At 43.0% G+C, this 16,796-nt stretch carries 17 protein-coding genes and 1 other RNA gene; 15 read left to right on the forward strand and 3 right to left on the reverse strand.

The window, feature by feature from the left end:
* Window positions 1-212: 212 nt before the first annotated feature.
* The 10 genes from hypE to DXB15_RS00815 all read left to right on the forward strand — a co-directional run bounded on the left by hypE (window position 213) and on the right by DXB15_RS00815 (window position 7,884).
* Window positions 213-1,220: a hydrogenase expression/formation protein HypE gene (gene hypE, locus DXB15_RS00775; RefSeq protein ID WP_118701740.1), complete on the forward strand. Its 1,008-nt coding sequence runs from the start codon at window positions 213-215 to the stop codon at window positions 1,218-1,220.
* 260 nt (window positions 1,221-1,480) lie between these two features.
* Window positions 1,481-1,756: a TM1266 family iron-only hydrogenase system putative regulator gene (locus DXB15_RS00780; RefSeq protein ID WP_109215791.1), complete on the forward strand. Its 276-nt coding sequence runs from the start codon at window positions 1,481-1,483 to the stop codon at window positions 1,754-1,756.
* Complete coding sequence (locus tag DXB15_RS00785; protein ID WP_109215792.1) at window positions 1,753-2,526, forward strand: nitrogenase iron protein NifH; 774 nt, start codon at window positions 1,753-1,755, stop codon at window positions 2,524-2,526. The genes DXB15_RS00780 and DXB15_RS00785 overlap by 4 nt, the downstream gene beginning before the upstream one ends.
* A complete protein-coding gene (locus DXB15_RS00790) occupies window positions 2,527-3,864 on the forward strand; it encodes a nitrogenase component 1 (RefSeq protein WP_118701741.1) in 1,338 nt (445 codons plus the stop codon).
* On the forward strand, window positions 3,861-4,982 hold the full coding sequence (locus tag DXB15_RS00795) for a nitrogenase component 1 (RefSeq protein WP_118701742.1): 1,122 nt from the start codon (window positions 3,861-3,863) through the stop codon (window positions 4,980-4,982). The genes DXB15_RS00790 and DXB15_RS00795 overlap by 4 nt, the downstream gene beginning before the upstream one ends.
* Window positions 4,983-5,001: 19 nt before the next feature.
* Window positions 5,002-5,496 carry a tRNA adenosine(34) deaminase TadA gene (gene tadA / locus DXB15_RS00800; RefSeq protein WP_118701743.1) on the forward strand — a complete coding sequence of 165 codons (495 nt, stop codon included), beginning with the start codon at window positions 5,002-5,004 and terminating at the stop codon, window positions 5,494-5,496.
* Window positions 5,497-5,709: 213 nt separating this feature from the next.
* An RNA gene (gene ffs / locus DXB15_RS00805) (signal recognition particle sRNA large type) lies at window positions 5,710-5,971 on the forward strand.
* A gap of 126 nt (window positions 5,972-6,097) precedes the next feature.
* Window positions 6,098-6,265, forward strand: a complete 168-nt coding sequence (locus DXB15_RS16865) for a hypothetical protein (protein ID WP_158582160.1) — start codon at window positions 6,098-6,100, stop codon at window positions 6,263-6,265.
* A 247-nt stretch (window positions 6,266-6,512) separates the two neighbouring features.
* Window positions 6,513-7,061 (forward strand): helix-turn-helix domain-containing protein, encoded by a 549-nt coding sequence (locus DXB15_RS00810; protein WP_109216444.1) that lies wholly within the window; start codon window positions 6,513-6,515, stop codon window positions 7,059-7,061.
* A 7-nt stretch (window positions 7,062-7,068) separates the two neighbouring features.
* On the forward strand, window positions 7,069-7,884 hold the full coding sequence (locus DXB15_RS00815) for a hypothetical protein (RefSeq protein WP_118701744.1): 816 nt from the start codon (window positions 7,069-7,071) through the stop codon (window positions 7,882-7,884).
* A gap of 369 nt (window positions 7,885-8,253) precedes the next feature.
* Here the strand turns inward: DXB15_RS00815 and DXB15_RS00820 are convergent, their stop codons facing one another.
* Complete coding sequence (locus DXB15_RS00820) at window positions 8,254-8,898, reverse strand: trimeric intracellular cation channel family protein (RefSeq protein WP_109216442.1); 645 nt, start codon at window positions 8,896-8,898, stop codon at window positions 8,254-8,256.
* 322 nt (window positions 8,899-9,220) lie between these two features.
* Between DXB15_RS00820 and DXB15_RS00825 the strand changes: the two genes are divergently transcribed.
* The 3 genes from DXB15_RS00825 (at window position 9,221) to DXB15_RS00835 (ending at window position 11,545) form a co-directional block, all read left to right on the forward strand.
* Window positions 9,221-9,979, forward strand: coding sequence for an amidohydrolase family protein (locus DXB15_RS00825; RefSeq protein WP_109216739.1), 759 nt, complete (start codon window positions 9,221-9,223; stop codon window positions 9,977-9,979).
* A 148-nt stretch (window positions 9,980-10,127) separates the two neighbouring features.
* The gene (locus tag DXB15_RS00830) at window positions 10,128-10,673 is read left to right on the forward strand and encodes an ECF transporter S component (RefSeq protein WP_109216740.1); all 546 of its coding nucleotides are present in this window, start codon (window positions 10,128-10,130) and stop codon (window positions 10,671-10,673) included.
* Between the two features lie 143 nt (window positions 10,674-10,816).
* The gene (locus DXB15_RS00835) at window positions 10,817-11,545 is read left to right on the forward strand and encodes a FadR/GntR family transcriptional regulator (protein WP_118701746.1); all 729 of its coding nucleotides are present in this window, start codon (window positions 10,817-10,819) and stop codon (window positions 11,543-11,545) included.
* A 467-nt stretch (window positions 11,546-12,012) separates the two neighbouring features.
* Here DXB15_RS00835 and DXB15_RS00840 read toward each other — a convergent pair whose 3' ends face one another.
* Complete coding sequence (locus DXB15_RS00840; RefSeq protein WP_118701747.1) at window positions 12,013-13,548, reverse strand: sigma-54 interaction domain-containing protein; 1,536 nt, start codon at window positions 13,546-13,548, stop codon at window positions 12,013-12,015.
* Window positions 13,549-13,681: 133 nt separating this feature from the next.
* Window positions 13,682-14,587, reverse strand: a complete 906-nt coding sequence (locus DXB15_RS00845) for a 3-hydroxyacyl-CoA dehydrogenase NAD-binding domain-containing protein (RefSeq protein WP_118701748.1) — start codon at window positions 14,585-14,587, stop codon at window positions 13,682-13,684.
* 363 nt (window positions 14,588-14,950) lie between these two features.
* On the opposite strand from DXB15_RS00845, the gene DXB15_RS00850 reads away from it, so the two are divergent.
* Window positions 14,951-15,793 (forward strand): 3-keto-5-aminohexanoate cleavage protein, encoded by an 843-nt coding sequence (locus DXB15_RS00850; RefSeq protein WP_109216744.1) that lies wholly within the window; start codon window positions 14,951-14,953, stop codon window positions 15,791-15,793.
* A 198-nt stretch (window positions 15,794-15,991) separates the two neighbouring features.
* Complete coding sequence (locus DXB15_RS00855; protein ID WP_242979917.1) at window positions 15,992-16,783, forward strand: SDR family NAD(P)-dependent oxidoreductase; 792 nt, start codon at window positions 15,992-15,994, stop codon at window positions 16,781-16,783.
* Window positions 16,784-16,796 lie beyond the last annotated feature (13 nt).

Raw genomic sequence — 16,796 nt, forward strand, 5'->3', positions numbered from 1 at the left:
GAAACACAGGCAAGACGGTAGGTTAATTTTCGCTGCAGGAGTGAGCATAGCCCGCCTGTGGGAGTGTGTTTGAACCCGCTGGTTTTGCGGGTGAGTTCGCGGGAACAGGCGGAGATAAGCGGCGCAACGGATGCAGAAAATTAGCCGTGTCTGCATGTGTTTCTCTCTTAGCATAAATCGTTCGTAAAGTAAATAGAAAGAAGGAAAAAATAATGGAAAATAAAACAGTCACAATGGCACATGGTGCCGGGGGAAAACAGACATCTGAACTGATCGATCAGGTGTTTAAAGCACATTTTGCAAACTCCGATCTGACCGCAGACGATGCGGCGGTATTGGTTCCGCCAGCAGGAAGAATGGCAGTATCCACAGACGGATTTATCGTGTCCCCGGCATTTTTCCCGGGTGGAAATATCGGAAAACTGTCCATCTGTGGAACCGTCAATGACCTTGCCTGCATGGGTGCAAAACCGCTGTATCTGACCTGCGCCTTTGTCATTGAGGAAGGCTTTCCGATGGAAAAACTGGAAGAGATTGCAGCAGCAATGGAAAAAACAGCAAAAGAAGCTGGCGTACATATCGTATCCGGAGACACAAAAGTAGCCGGAAAAGGTCAAGTGGACGGCGTCTTTATCACAACCACAGGAATGGGCGAGATTCAGGAAGGTGTAACTGTTGGCGGCGAGCTGGCAAAACCGGGAGATGCGATCATTGTAACCGGTGATATCGGACGTCATGGATGCACCATTTTATTAGAGAGAGAAGATTTTGGTATTGATGCGGATGTGACCAGTGACTGTGCACCGTTATGGGGAACTGTAAAAGCTGTAATGGACACTACACACAATCTGCATGTCATCCGCGATGCCACAAGAGGCGGTGTCGGAACCGTTTTATATGAAATTGCAGGACAGAGCAATGTGGGAATCCGTCTGAATGCAGCAGCTGTTCCGGTACAGCCGGAAGTAAAAGGAGTTTGCGGAATGCTTGGACTGGAGCCGTTATACCTTGCATGCGAGGGCAGACTTGTCATCATGGCACCGAAGGAAGAGGCAGATGCCATTGTGGAAACATTACGCAAATGCCCGTATTCCGCAGATGCAGCGATTATCGGAGAAGTTATTGCCGATGAGCCGGGCAGAGTCGTAATGGAGACAGAGATCGGTACACAGGCATTGTTGCCGCAGCCGGGCGGCGAGCTACTTCCAAGAATTTGCTAGAAAGTCATTTTGTGAATGCGCAATGAAGAGCAGAAGAAAACTGCAACGCAAGACGGTAGAGCAATTTCCGTTGCAGAAGCGAGCATAGCCCGCCCGTGGGAGTGTGTTTGAACCCGCCGGTTTTGCGGGTGAGTTCGCGGGAACGGGCGGAGATAAGCGGCGCAGCGTATGCAGGAAATTGTTCGTGTCTGCGTGTCGTTTTCTCTGCTTTCATGCGCTTCAAAAAATAAATTATCAGCCAGAAAAGGAGGAAACCAGACATGGACACCAGAGTGGCGGTTATTTCAATTATTGTAGAGCAGGAAGACGCCATCGAAGAATTAAATGCAATGCTTCACGAAGCGCGTCAGTACATTGTAGGCAGAATGGGCATCCCATATCGCCCGAAGGGCATCAGCATCATCAGTATTGCCATTGATGCGCCGCAAAATACCATCAGCGCACTTTCCGGAAAAATCGGGCGTTTAAAAGGAGTATCCGCGAAAACCGCGTACTCCAATGTCATCACTCCGGCAGAGGAAGGAGCAGAACAGTGATCAAGATAGCAGTATACGGAAAAGGCGGAATCGGAAAATCCACCACAGTTTCCAACGTGGCAACAGCACTGGCAGAACTGGGCTTAACGGTGATGCAGATCGGTTGCGATCCAAAAGCAGATTCCACGATTCAGCTTCGTCACGGGGAAGCAGTTCCTACCGTACTGGATTTATATAATGAGAAAAAACAGGCGTTGCAGCTGGAAGATATGATCCGCATTGGCTACAACGGTGTAATCTGCGTGGAAGCAGGTGGACCGACACCGGGACTTGGCTGCGCCGGTCGCGGCATTATCACGGCACTGGAAAAATTAAAAGAAACCGGGGCGTATGATGTATACAAGCCGGATGTCATTTTATATGATGTGCTTGGAGACGTAGTCTGTGGCGGATTTTCCATGCCGATGCGAAACGGTTACGCAGACAAGGTGTTTATCATTACTTCCGGAGAAAATATGGCGATTCACGCGGCGGCAAATATTGCCATGGCAGTAGATAATTTTAAAAACCGTGGTTATGCACAGCTTGGCGGAATTATTTTAAATCGCCGGGATGTTCCGCGAGAAGAAGAAAAAGTGGCAGAACTGGCAGACGATTTTCATACAAAGGTGATTGGAACGTTATCCCACAGCGAGCAAGTGGCATTGGCAGAAGAACAGGGGATGACATTGATGGAATGTTATCCAGAAAGTGCTATGGCAGAGGAATATCGTACGATTGCTAGAAAGATGTACATCTTATGTGGTGGCGTATTACAGGAGGAAACTTAGATGTTGCAGCGAGTAGGTGAAACAGTAGATCCAAAGGACGCTGTGGTAAAAATCAAAGACGCATCCTTTCCTGCACCATTTGCCTCAGAACTGGAGTACAATTCACCGGTTCATGGCAACTGGAACATCGTACATACGGGAATGCAGGTTCCAGAGGCAATTCAGATTTATGTCTGCGCGGACAACTGCATGCGCGGCGTTGTGCTGACAGCGGCGGAAATGAACGCGGCAGATCGTTTTTCTTTTGTCATTGTGGAAGAACAGCATGTTTTAAACGGCAATTTAGAGGACATCACGATTGAAGGTGTAACGGACGTGTTGAACAAGCGTGGAGATCATCCAAAAGCAGTTTTGCTGTTTACAGTATGTCTGCACCATTTTGTGGGAAGCAATCTGAATTATATTTATGACGAGCTGGAACGCCGTTTCCCGGATATTTGTTTTATCCGCTGTTACATGGATCCGATCATGCAAAAACATGGTCTGACGCCGGATCAGAAGCTGCGAAAAGCCATGTATGATCCGTTGCCGGAATGTGAGCCGGATGCAAAAACAGTATCGGTGTTTGGCAGTGATTTTGCATTGAATGAAAGCAGTGATATCAAGCGTTTATTGAGACGATATGGTTATACCGTGCGGGAACTTCCAACCTGTGAAACGTGGCAGGACCTGTTGGATATGAGTAAGGGAAGATTGTTTCTTGACATTTATCCGGCGGGAAAATATGGCATGGAGACGCAGGCGCAGCGGTTAGCACGGAAGCATCTGTATCTGCCGGGCAGTTTTGATTATGAAGAAATTGAGCAGCAGTTAAAGCAACTGACAGATGCATTGGGACTTCCAGAAGTGAGCAGGGAGGCACTGGATGTGGAACGTTCTGCCTGTGAGGAAGTTCTGGCAAAAGCGAAAGCGCTGATCAAAGATATGCCGATCACGCTGGATTATCTGTATCATCCGCGACCGCTGGGACTGGCAAAACTGCTTCTGACGCATGGATTTAACGTCAAAGCGGTGTATCTGGATGGTATCAGTCCGGAGGAAAAAGCAGCATTTGACTGGCTGCAGGAACATGTACCGGAACTGGAATTGATCGCAACGATTCAGGTGAAAATGCGCGTGCTGCCAAGAGGCGGCGAACAGGAAGTGCTTGCGATCGGACAGAAAGCGGCATATTTCAGTCGCAGCCGTCATTTTGTCAATCTGGTGCAGGGCGAAGGTCTGTATGGATTTGACAGTATCCGCAGAACCGCCGAACTGATGATGGAAGCATACCGCGAGGAAAAAGACACGGAAAAACTTGTAGTACAAAAGGGATGGGGGTGCGAGTGCTGCCTATGAGACAATCTTATCGAATCATACCAATTTATACGGCAGATGTGTCCGGCGTTTGTTCCGCATTGTACGAGCTGGGCGGAATGACAGTCATGCACGATCCTTCCGGATGTAATTCTACTTACAATACACACGATGAGATCCGCTGGTACGATCAGGACAGTCTGATCTTTATCTCAGGTCTTACGGAAATTGATGCGATCATGGGAAATGACCGGAAATTTATTGATGATATCGAACATGCCGCCAGAGAACTGCATCCGAAATTTATTGCACTTGCAGGTTCTCCGATTCCTTTTATGAATGGAACCGATTTTCCGGCGATCGCAAGAGTGATTGAGACAGAAACCGGGATTCCAACGTTTGCTGTGCCAACGAATGGTATGCACGATTATGTGTACGGCGCAGGTATTGCGCTGGAAGAAATCGCAAAACGGTTTATGGAAAAAACACAGAATTTGAATTTGCTGGAAAAGGAAAATAAATTTGGACGTAGTGTAAACTTGTTAGGTGTAACGCCGTTAGATTTTGGACCACAGAAAAACGTAGAACTCCTGAAAGAAAATCTGCACAAATATGGTTGGAATGTTTTTTCCACCTGGGCGATGGGCGATGCATTGGAAACCCTGCAAATGGCAGAAGCAGCGAATGTCAACTTGGTAGCGTCTGTGGTTGGACTGCGGGCAGCAAAAGTGCTCCAGGAAAAATTTGGAACACCGTATGTGATCGGAACACCAAATGAATGGCTGGCAGAGGATATTTCTAAAGCATTGGAACAAGTAGAGGAACAGGAAAGAAGTTCGATCATCGTATATCTGAACAATCGCATGCAGAAAGACGTCGAAATCACCCTGATCGGTGAGCCTGTCACCATGGGCTCTCTGGCAGCTGGCATTGAAAAAACATATGGACGTTCAACCCGTGTACTGTGTCCGTTAAAAGAATGCGAAGATTTAATCGGAGAAAAAGACGCTATTGTCCTTGGCGAAGAAGCCATGGAAGAAGCATTGAAAGATGAAAAAATTATCGTGGCAGATCCGTTATATAAACCAATCTGCCCAAAAGAATGTGAATTTTATGAATTGCCTCATGTAGCTTTTTCGGGTAGAATAGTTGTATCTTAGGAATGAAAAGGATATAGTAATGACTGTAGATGAAAAATACATGAAACAAGCCATAAAACAGGCAAAAAAGGCATATGCCATCGATGAAATACCCATTGGCTGCGTCATTGTAAATGATGCAGACGGCAAAATCATTGCCCGTGGTTACAACCGTCGAAACACAGACAAAAATACCTTATCCCATGCGGAATTAAATGCAATCCGCAAGGCGAGCAAAAAACTGGGAGACTGGCGGCTGGAAGGCTGTACAATGTATGTGACATTGGAACCATGTCAGATGTGTGCCGGGGCACTGGTACAGTCGCGGATCGACCGCGTGGTGATCGGAAGCATGAATCCGAAAGCAGGCTGTGCCGGATCGGTTCTGAACCTGCTTCAGATCGCAGGATTTAATCATCAGGTGGAAATTGTGCAGGGTGTCTGCCAGGAAGAATGTTCTTCTATGCTGAGCAGCTTTTTTAAAGAATTACGGAAAAAGAAAAAACAAAAGAAAAATACTCCTGAAACCATGTAGCGGCTTCAGGAGTATTTTTGAAAAATTGTCAAAAAGATTGAGTGAAAATTTGTATAAAAATCAGGAGATTGAGGTTCTTGAAAAAAGTATAAAAAACTATAAAGAAGTATAAAAAGGTATAAAGAAAAATAAAAAGTATAAAAAGAAAAATGGATAGAGTGAATGAAGGAAAATCTGTTGACAGTTACCAACACCTGATGATATACTTAGAAACTGAGCAGCCGGGGTGGTAGCGGTACCTTGTACCATCAATCCGCTATAGTTGGGGTGATATCCCGTAGAGGGTTGTCAATTGTAGAGCTGCCTCTTATAAGCGACGTAGATTTTTGGGTCTCACGCAACAGGAACTTATGAACCGGGTCAGGTTAGGAATGGAGCAGCCCTAAGTAGGACCTCTTGTGTGCCGTGAGGGTGCCTGGGATGAGTTGGCTGTAAGAGTAACGTCTGGGATTGCAATTCGAAGCGGGATGCTCATAAAAAAGTCGTGTAGAACAGATAATGATTGTCTGTTGTACACGGCTTTTTTGTTTAAGAAAATTTTTTTATTAATGGACAAAATGCAATTCACAGTCGTGTTAGTAGTGAAAGGAGTCAGGGGATAATGAGTGTACTTACAAAAGCGCAGATGGAAGCGGTCTATCAGCGCAATTGCGATATGATTTACCGAATATGTCTGATGCATCTGAAGCATGAACAGGATGCTCTGGACGCGGTATCAGAAACAAGCGGTCTATATAAAACAGAATCATCTGAAAGGAAGCCAGTATGAAGCCGGAACAGAAGGAAAATAAGTATATTTGATTTCAAAATCATCATAGTAATGAGTGATACACACAACGTAAATAAAGAAATCTGGCCGTTTTTTCTTGCTAAGCGATTGTTAGCGTGCAAGACAAAACGACCAGATTTCTTTTTCAACACGTACATTCATTTTTATAAAAACCATCATAATAAGTGTTTATTTGCTTGAAAAGCCATCAAAATAATGGTTTAATAAAAAAGAGGTGATATATCATATGAATAATATAAACTTTGCAATTCAGGAATATGTGACCGGTTCAGATATAAAAAGAGTACGAAAAACATTGCAGTTAACGCAGAAGAAATTTGCGGAATTATTAGGTGTTTCCAAAGCAACCATGGAACGATGGGAAACAAAAGAAGATAAAATTACCGGTCCGGTTGTTCTATTATTAAAAATATTAGAAAATCATCCGGAGTACGTTATGAAAATACAGATTCCGGACAAGGAATATGGTTTGCGTATGTGGTATATGCATGAGCAGGAAATATGTACGCTGATCGATGTAGACGAACTAAAAAAACGGGTAAAAATCAAAAATTATACAGATAATATTATGTTTCAGGCTTTTGGAAATCTGAAGGAACCAACCTATGAAGACTATGAGGCATTTTTAGAGTCCCGTTGTTTTCCAAAAAGCCGTGATAAAATGAAACTGATATTAAAAGATCTTGATCTGCCATTTTATGATCCGCTGATGATCATTCAGAAGACGGAAGGCAGAATGGCAGAAGATCATTTTTGGATTCGAATAGAGAGGTGAGAAATTCATGATCGAATTGTTTGAACAGAATGAACGAAAAGCCGACAGACAGTCTTCCAAGGGAAATCAGCTTAAATGGGAAAATGAAGGTATCTGGTACAAAGCGGATTGTACCGGATATGAAGGACTTGCCGAATATATGGTATCGCACTTGCTGGAAAAATCTTCTTTGGGAAAAAATGAATTTGTACAATACGATTATGAACAGATAAAATATAAAAATGTTTTTTATAATGGTGTAAAAAGCAAAAATTTTTTGTATGATGACTGGCAGATTATAACCTTGGAGCGCTTGTTTCAAAATTTTTTCCAGAAAAGTTTGTATGAAGCGGTATGGCATGTACAATCTTCTGTGAAGGAGCGGTTTGAATTTCTGGTGATGCAGGTGGAGCGTATTACCGGATTGAAAGATTTTGGAATCTATCTGAACAAATTGCTGACAATTGATGCGCTGTTTGTAAACGAAGATCGTCATATGCACAATATAGCTGTGCTGATGAATCAAAAAGGTGACTTTGCGTATTGTCCTATCTTTGATCATGGCGCTGGTTTGCTTTCAGACACAAGCATGGACTATCCGTTGGGAACCGATGTATATGATGCGCTTTCAGAAGTAAGGGCAAAAACAATCAGCGGTAGTTTTGAGGAACAATTGGATGTTTCAGAAGAAGTATGCGGAACAAATCTGTATTTTCATTTTACAAAAAAAGATGTAGAACGATTATTAAAGGAAATACCGGGTTATTCTGAACAGGAGAAAAATCGCGTTCAAGATATTTTATTTGAGCAGATGCGTAAATATAAATATCTGTTTAAAAATTGATCTCAGTCTGAGTTGAGACTCCCACTTCTGCAAGTGGTGAGTAGTAACAAGTATTTCTCAGTGGGAGTTCAATCTCCGACTGAGATAAATGCTCCGCAAGGGCGCACATTGTCTGGAAGACAATGGTTTTGCGCCGACCGGGACGGAGTGTAGAGCGCAGTGATTCTGAAAAGAAGATGTCAGCTTGCGCTGACCAGAATCACGCACCAAGTCTCACGTGCGTTCGACTTGAATATAGTAAAAAGCAAATATCATACAACGTAAATAAAGAAATCTGGCCGTTTTTTCTTGCTAAGCGATTGTTAGCGTGCAAGACAAAACAACCAGATTTCTTTTTCAATACATAAATTTTGAAATCATTTTTGCCTTTTATCGCGGCAGATTCCACTCAAACTGTTTTGCCAGATAACGAACGACCAGAATCAGGCAAAATCCGATCAATGCAGCAATACTTTCCGGTATAAAGTGATACAGCACATAGTACCCTGCAATACCGAAAATACACGCCGTTGCGTAAATATGCTTCTGCAATACATAAGGAATTTCTCCTGCCAGCAGATCACGCAGAATACCGCCACCAACGCCTGTGATCAGACCGACAAATGCGATGAGCAGACACTGATCCGTATGTAGGAAACTGATGGTAGCTTCCATACCAAGAATCGTAAATGCTGCCAGTCCCAATGTATCGGACCAGAACAACAGATTGTGGTACATGTTATCCGTACGACGGGCGATTTTTTCTGCAATGGTATTTCTGTTGTACAATTTCCAGATCAGAAATACAACAATTGCCGTAATGGATGAAATAACCGTACATTTCGGATTCTGAAACATCGCAGGCGGAGTGTTACCGATGACAATGTCACGAATGGCACCGCCGCCTACGGATGTCACGATACCAAGAATCAGAATACCGAACAGATCCATTTCTTTTTTAATCGCCAGCATGCTTCCGGAAATTGCAAATGCAATGGAACCGATGATCTCAAATACAGACATTAAGTTTGTCACGTTAATATCCTCCCCGTTGAGATTGGCGCCTAGAGGCGCAGTACATCTAACATAGCATACTTAGGGATTGATTGTCTACTCTAAAAAATAGTTCACGGAAACTCCTCTAAAATCCAAGTCAAACTTTATCAAAAATAGTTATATTCCATTCATCCGCGCCACTCGTAGCCAAAACTGGCATGGTCAAAAATGCAAAAACTGGAAGTGTTAAATATACCAATGTGGGGTTAAGATAGACACCAAGTTAATCATCGGTGAAAACATTATAATCAAACAAAGCAAAATTTATCAGAAAAACATAAAGAACGAAGAGGTGTTTCTTATGGATAACCACTATAACCATTTTAAGAAAATAGATGCACATTCCCACATTGGAAAATTCGGAAGTCCGTTTAACATTGATTTTGACCTCAGCCGTCTGACAGAACAGATGGAGGAGTACAATATTGAAAAAACGATTCTTTGTCCGGCAGGATGTCATCTGAATAAGGAACTGAAAGAGGCATATCAGGCAGCGCCGGACAAGATCATTCCGCTTTGCTGGGTAAATGCCAATGAAGGACAGGAAGCATATGATATGCTGGAGCATTATCTGCGGGATGAAAATTTTGCAGGGGTAAAAATGCAGCCGCTTTTTGATGCATTTACCGCGGATTCTCCGATGGTGGATCCGATCATGGAGATTGCAGAAGCGTACAAAAAGCCGGTATTTATCCACTGTGGACATCCGCCTTATTCCCTGCCGTGGCAGATCGGTCTGCTGGCAGAGCGCCATCCGCATGTGCCGACCGTTATGATCCATATGGGACACGGACATGGTGTTTATATCGAAGGCAGTCTGAACATGGCGTACAAATATGACAACCTGTTTCTGGAAGTATCCGGAATGCCGATGGGATGTCAGATCAAAAATGCTTATGAGACCGTGGGAAGCGAGCGCGTCATGTTCGGTATCGATTCCCCGTTCCATCATCCGAGTGTAGAGATTCAGCGTGTTTATTCCTGTGGATTAAATGATGCACAGCTGGAAGATGTATTTTATAACAATGCGAAGAAATTCATGGAATTAAAGACAATCTAATTTATGCTGTCAGAGTTAATATTAATTACGAGTAAGCAGTATAATCCGATTGAAAATATGCGACTGATGAATGTGACTTTATTAAGACGAATTTTATCAGAAAAAATGACAAAAATGAAAAATGGAGAGTTTGAGAGGAGTAAAGAAAATGGATGCACAGACAAATGTAACAAGCACCGGACAGAAGATCCGGACCGTTGATATCACGGTGACAGCAGCAATGGCTGCTCTGGTATTTTTGGGAACTTATATTTTTAAAATCCCGACCATCAGTGGTTATGTACACTTGGGAGACTGCATGATCCTGCTGACCGTTGCTTTATTCGGTATGAAAAAAGGTGCCATTGCAGGTGCCATCGGCGGCGGATTATCTGATTTTATTGGCGGATATTTCTACTGGGTTGTTCCAACATTGCTGATCAAATGCATGTGGGCAATTGTAATGGGACTGATTATGCACAAAGTGTTAAAAGATAAAAAAGGATCTTTCCTGATCGGTGCCATTGCAGGTGGTGTGCTTCACATCATTGCGTACACACTGGTAAGAGTTGTGCTGTATGGTGGAAAAACCGCCATTATCGAGATTCCGGCACTGGCATTCCAGACCGGCGCAGGTATCGTGATCGGATTTGTGATCTACATGCTTTTGAAAAAATCAGGTGTAGCAGGTCGTCTGTCCGGTATGGTCAAATAAGAATAAGAAAAAATGTTATAAATGAAAAAGAACCAGGGTGTCAGGGCAGGATAACCTGGTTCTTTTTATAATTGCGTTTTTATCCTTGCACAGATACAATTAAATCGCTATAATTACAACATATGTGAAAGGACAGGAAACGCATGAGAAATGAAATTCAGATTGAATTACAGCCTGTTCAGACTAAACGGGCGAGCGAAGAAATCTATAATCAGATCAGACAGTTGATTCTGGACGGAGAAATCCATCCGGGTGAGCGGCTTCCATCGGAACGAAAAATGATGGAAATGATGCACCGAAGCCGTCCGACCATACGTGAAGCGATGCGTATGCTGGAGCGGGAAGGATATATAAAAATTTATTCCGGCAGCAGCGGAGCCGTTGTGCAGGAATTAAATGTAGATAATGCCGTACAGTCTCTGGAGACCATCATTCAGATGAAGGGCATGACCATTGAAGAAATTCTGGAATTTCGACGTCTGACAGAGTGTGAAGCGGCACGTCTGGCAGCGAAACGCCGTACCGATGAGGATCTGGAGAGAATAAAAACAATTCTTCAGCGATCAGAAAGTACAATTGGAAATGCGGAAGAATTTATGGCGTGCGATATGGAGTTTCATGTAGCTGTGGCGGAGGCTTCCCAGAACAGTATGTATTCCATTATGCTGCAGGTGTGCAGGAATGTGCTTGAAAAATCTCTGACAGAGATTCTGAACAGAGGCAAGAAAAGCACACAGAAGGTGCGGTATGAGCTGATTTTGGATGTACATAGAAAGATTTATATGGCAGTAAAGAACCAGAAGGAAGAGGAAGCTGCTAAATGGATGACAACGCATCTGATCGATGCAGAGAGTGATATTCTGGCAAAATAATATAAGTATTTGATGAGAAGACTAGGTATTAAGTATCGCATCATCTCAGTCTGAGATGAAAAAGAACCAGAGTGTCAGGGCAGGACAATCTGGTTCTTTTTAACGAGGAAGAGAACAGAATGAAAAAATCAATTTATATTATTCTATATGAGGAAGGGTAATTCTAAAAAATAAAAAGGCAATTGTTAAGTTCTAAGTATATTCCTCTGTTCTCCCAGCTTTCGCTGATACTTATATTAATGCAAATATCATGCCAGTTTTTAAACAGCGTAAAACGGGCTTTTTTCGTGATTTCCTAAAAAGAAACAGGTATTTTTGCAAAAAGAAACAGGATATTTTGCAAATGCAGGTTGAACGTACGTGAGCCCGTGTTCTGCACAACAGGAGACGATGGATCTTTTTCGGATACACCGTCTCCTGTTTGTTAAAAAGCATTCTTGAACGTTTGAGAAATATAAATAGGTAACTTATTTCTTCAAAGATAATCCATGTTGTTTTAATTTTCGTGAAACCGTGGAAATATCCACATCCAGAATCTCACTGGCTTCTTTCAGATTCTTAACATCCTTGATGGCAAGGGTTAAAAATTCTTTTTCGTAAGAAGAAACCGCTTCGGATAAGGTCATATTTTTCTTGACTTCCATATAGGAATCTATGCCCTCCAGATCAAAGATACTGTACAGGAAAGAGTTGTCCAGATGATCCATATCGGAGGCGCATACCACCAAATATTCCATGATATTTCGAAGTTCACGGATGTTGCCCGGCCAGCTGTAGCCGATCAAGGCATCTTTATTTTCTTCGGATAATACAAGGTGTTTGTCGTATTTCTCATTGAAGATATTTATGTAGTGCTCACACAAAAGCGCAATATCGTCTTTACGTTCTCTCAATGGTGGAACATTGATCGGAATAACGTGAAGACGGTAATACAGATCGCTTCGGAATGTTCCTTCCGCAATCTTTGCTTTCAGATTGCAGTTGGTAGAAGCGATAAGCCGGATATCCAGAGGGATCGGTTTGGTACCGCCTACGCGGGTGATCTCATTGCTCTGGATGGCACGCAGCAGTTTTGCCTGCAGCTCCATCGGCATATCGCCAATCTCATCCAGCAGAAGCGTACCTTTGTTGGCTGCTTCAAACAGACCTTTTTTACCCTGTGCATTTGCACCTGAAAAAGCACCTTTTTCATAACCGAACAGTTCGGATTCCAGAAGCTGTGCCGGAATGGAAGAACAGTTGATCTTGATAAAAGGCATGTTATTTCGTTTGCTTGCGGTATAGATTGCATCGGCGATGAGCTCTTTACCGGTACCGGATTCTCCGGTAACCAGAACGGTGGCATCTGTGGATGCAACATTGGAGATGAACTTTCGGATCTGAGTCATCTCTTTTCCTTCGCCGATCATTTGCTTTTCGGATAAGGTAAAAGTTTCCTGAATGACCTGTACGGCATTCTTGGCAGATTTCATATCAGAAAGCAGATTTAAAAATGTGTTGTAGTTATCACGCAGATTCGTATAGGTAGATAATTCGCGGTTGGTTGCTATAATATACTGCAATTCCCCATTACTGTAGAAAATCGGCATGCCAACAACAATACTAGGATTCTTCTGTCCCGGAAGATAGGACAGCTTCATCACCGGTTCTTTTTTCTGAATAACATCCGGCACGGTGGTAACCGTGAAATAATCGGTGGTTTCTGCAATGTGAGAAACGGTTTTGCCGATCAGGTTTTCTTTTGGAATACCGGAAGACTTTTGATATGCTTTGTTCACATACAAAATTGTTTCAGATGCATCTGCAATTAAAATATTATCATCCAGATTATCGACAACGATCTGGTAATCAATAGTAGATGTGGTAACCTGATGAACAGACTCTTTGACTGCTTTGAGTTCCTGAAGGACCTGCTTTTTGGAAACGGGATCAGAACCAAGCATTTTGTTCATCAGTTCATCAATACGCTGCTCCGCGGAGAGCATGATTTCTCTGTCTGTCATTTTGTTCCCCTTCTTGTCTCCCTTATGTAAAAATAAATGCTACTACTGTCACATTATAATATAGACAAGAAATATGTTCAACAGGTTACTATTTTTTCATCTGTATAAATTTCGCATACACAAAGCCAAATAATTACAAAAGTTTCTGCAGTTTTAAAAGCTGTACAAACATTTTATCTCTGTATTTGCATACATCATCAACTGTATTTCCCTGCCAGTCCGGACGGTTTGCGATTTCTTCATCTACACCCTGTGCATAGATTTCATCGTATTCGGATGGCTCGTTGCCGTATTTTTCTGCCATTTTGCGGAAACCGCCGTCTACACCGAGACTCATGGTAAGCATCTGACCGGTGACAGCCATACGCATACCGGGACCGTACATGATGGCTTTGTCGATATCTTCTACGGAGCAGATATCTTCCTGAATACACTCTTTTGCGGATGCAAGCGCTGCCCAGGACAGACGGTTTACAACGAATCCGTTGATCTCTTTTTTACAGATAACCGGAACTTTTCCCATTGCTTCGTAGATTTCTTTTGCTTTTGCCATAATGGTCGGATCTGCACCTTCTCCACCACAGATCTCGATCAGCGGAAGCAGATAAGACGGGTTGTACGGATGTCCAACGACGATGGAACCCGGATACATAGCGCCCTCCTGCAGTTTGCTTGGAAAGATTGCGGATGTGGAACTTGCGATCACGGTATCCGGACCGGTTACATTCTGAATCGTCCGGTAAGTATCCTGTTTTAACTGAAGGCGCTCCGGAATACACTCCTGTACGAAATCTGCTCCGCGGACAGCATCTTCCAGATCATTGGTGTAACGGACATCTGCCAGCGCAGCATCTGCTTCCTCCTGTGTGATAGCTTCCGCTTCTACCAGAATATCCATGATGTGTGTTAAGTTGGACTTCATTTTATCCCTGTCAACGACATCGTATAAGGTAACGTCAAAATTGTTCAAAGCGGCATTGGCAGCAAGACCAGCACCAATCATTCCTGTGCCGACAAAGGCAGCTTTATAAGTTTTCATCGTAAAAACCTCCTGATCTTTCATTTATTTATTTTTTTGATACTTAATAATTGTGCAAAATTGATGCCATCGTCATACAGGCATGGTTTTTGCAGTATAAGAGGGGGAATGCGAAAAATTCATAGCATTTTGCATGGGTTTTCAGGTAAAAAACAGAAGATCGGCTGTATTTGGAACAACATACATCTGGTTTTTGGAAAAAAAATTTGCGCATTTGCAAAAAGATAACTGTTCTTTGTGAGAAGCTTCACATGCGTTCGACTTGAAGCAGATGAAATAAAAATGGGAGGTATTATGGAAAGATATTAAAATCACAAAATTACAGAGAATAGGAAAAAAATAAAAATTTGGAGGAAAAGAAAAATGGATAAAGTTATTATTACCGCAGCACTGACAGGAGCCGTAACACCGAAGGAGAAAAATGCAAGTATTCCGCTGACACCGGAAGAAATTGCAGAGGACGCTTACAAATGCTGGAAAGCGGGAGCTGCCATCGTTCATCTTCATATGAGAAATGATGAAGGTATCGGATGTATGGATGAGAAGAAATTTGAGGAGACCATCAAACTGATCCGTGCGAAAAAAGATTGTGATGTAATCATCAACTGTACTTCTTCCGGCGACAATACCGGTACAGCCACTTATGAAGACCGTATGAGACATCACAAAGAGCTGGATGGCATTGAGATGGGAAGTTATGATGCCGGTACGTTCAATTGGATGCCGGGCGGAGTATTTATGAACCCGCCACAGTTCCTGGAGGAGTTAGGTGACGTGTATATGCAGCGCGGCATCAAACCGGAGGTAGAGATTTTTGATGCAGGTATGCTTGGTATCGCAAATTATTTTGCGGGAAAAGGTCATTTATCCACACCGATCCACTATCAGTTCTGCCTTGGAGTATTGGGTGGTATGCCGGCAACGGTAGAGAATCTGGTATATCTGGTAAATCATATTCCGGAAGGTTCTACCTGGTCTGCATTTGGCGTTGGCAAACAGCATCTGCCGATCATGTATGCAGCACTGGCACTGGGCGGCAATATTCGTGTTGGTCTGGAAGATAATGTATACTTCAGCAAAGGCGTTCCGGCAACGAACGTTGGTCTGGTAGAGCGTGCAGTAAAAGCAGTAGAAACATTTGGAAAACAGGTAGCAACACCGGCAGAGGCAAGAGAGATTCTTGGTATCCCGCCGCTTGCAAGATAAGACCGGAATCAGACAAAAAATTTGCGTTTTTGAAAAAAATTAGCAGTCATGCAAATAAAATCGCAGAAAAAACAGGCGTCTTTTCGGGAGAAAGTACAGAAAATACCGTAACTACGGGGATTTGATAAAAATAAAAAACTGGCACACATTTTGCAATTAAATAGGCTAGTTGAAAACAAATAAGGAGGTTTTTACAAAATGAGCGAAACATACAAATTTGATCTTGGAACAATGTTTAGACTGGACGGCAGAAAAGCCTTAGTAGTTGGTGGACATGGCGGAATCGGCGCAGGCATCGCAGAGGCACTTGCAGCTTACGGTGCAGATGTGTCTATCGCAAGCCGTAACATGGAGAAACTGCTGGAAGCAAAAGAGAAAATCAAAGAGAAAACAGGAAAAGATGTAACTGTATACACCGTAGATGCATCTGATGAGGAAAGCATCAAGGCATTATACGATACGATCATCGCAGACAAAGGTTACATTGATGTACTTGTAAATTCTCAGGGATACAACGTAAAACATCACCTGACAGAACTCCCGAAAGAAATTATGGACGGTATGCTTCAGGTAAATGTTGTTGGTATCGCAATGCTTTGCAAATACTTTGGCAAACAGATGAAAGAGCGCGGATACGGCAAGATCATTAACGTATCTTCCACACGTGGTGCACGTGCATGCTTAGGCGGAAACGCAAGCTACTGTACAACAAAAGGTGCGCTGGATATGCTTACCAGAACAGCTGCATGCGACCTTGGACCGGAAGTATGCGTAAACGCTATCGGACCTACAAATACAGTAACACCGATGATGGAAGATCTGATCAAAGAGCATCCGGAAATTCTTCACCTTGGTGATGATAAACCATTACAGAGAATTGGTACCGTAGAAGATTGTATGGGACCGGCAGTATTCCTTGCATCTCATGCATCTGATTTCATGACGGGTCAGATTGTATACGCAGATGGCGGTATGACAGCAATCGGATAAGCCAATTTAAGAA

This window comes from Roseburia sp. OM02-15 (assembly GCF_003481835.1).
GTDB lineage: Bacteria > Bacillota > Clostridia > Lachnospirales > Lachnospiraceae > Eubacterium_I > Eubacterium_I ramulus_A.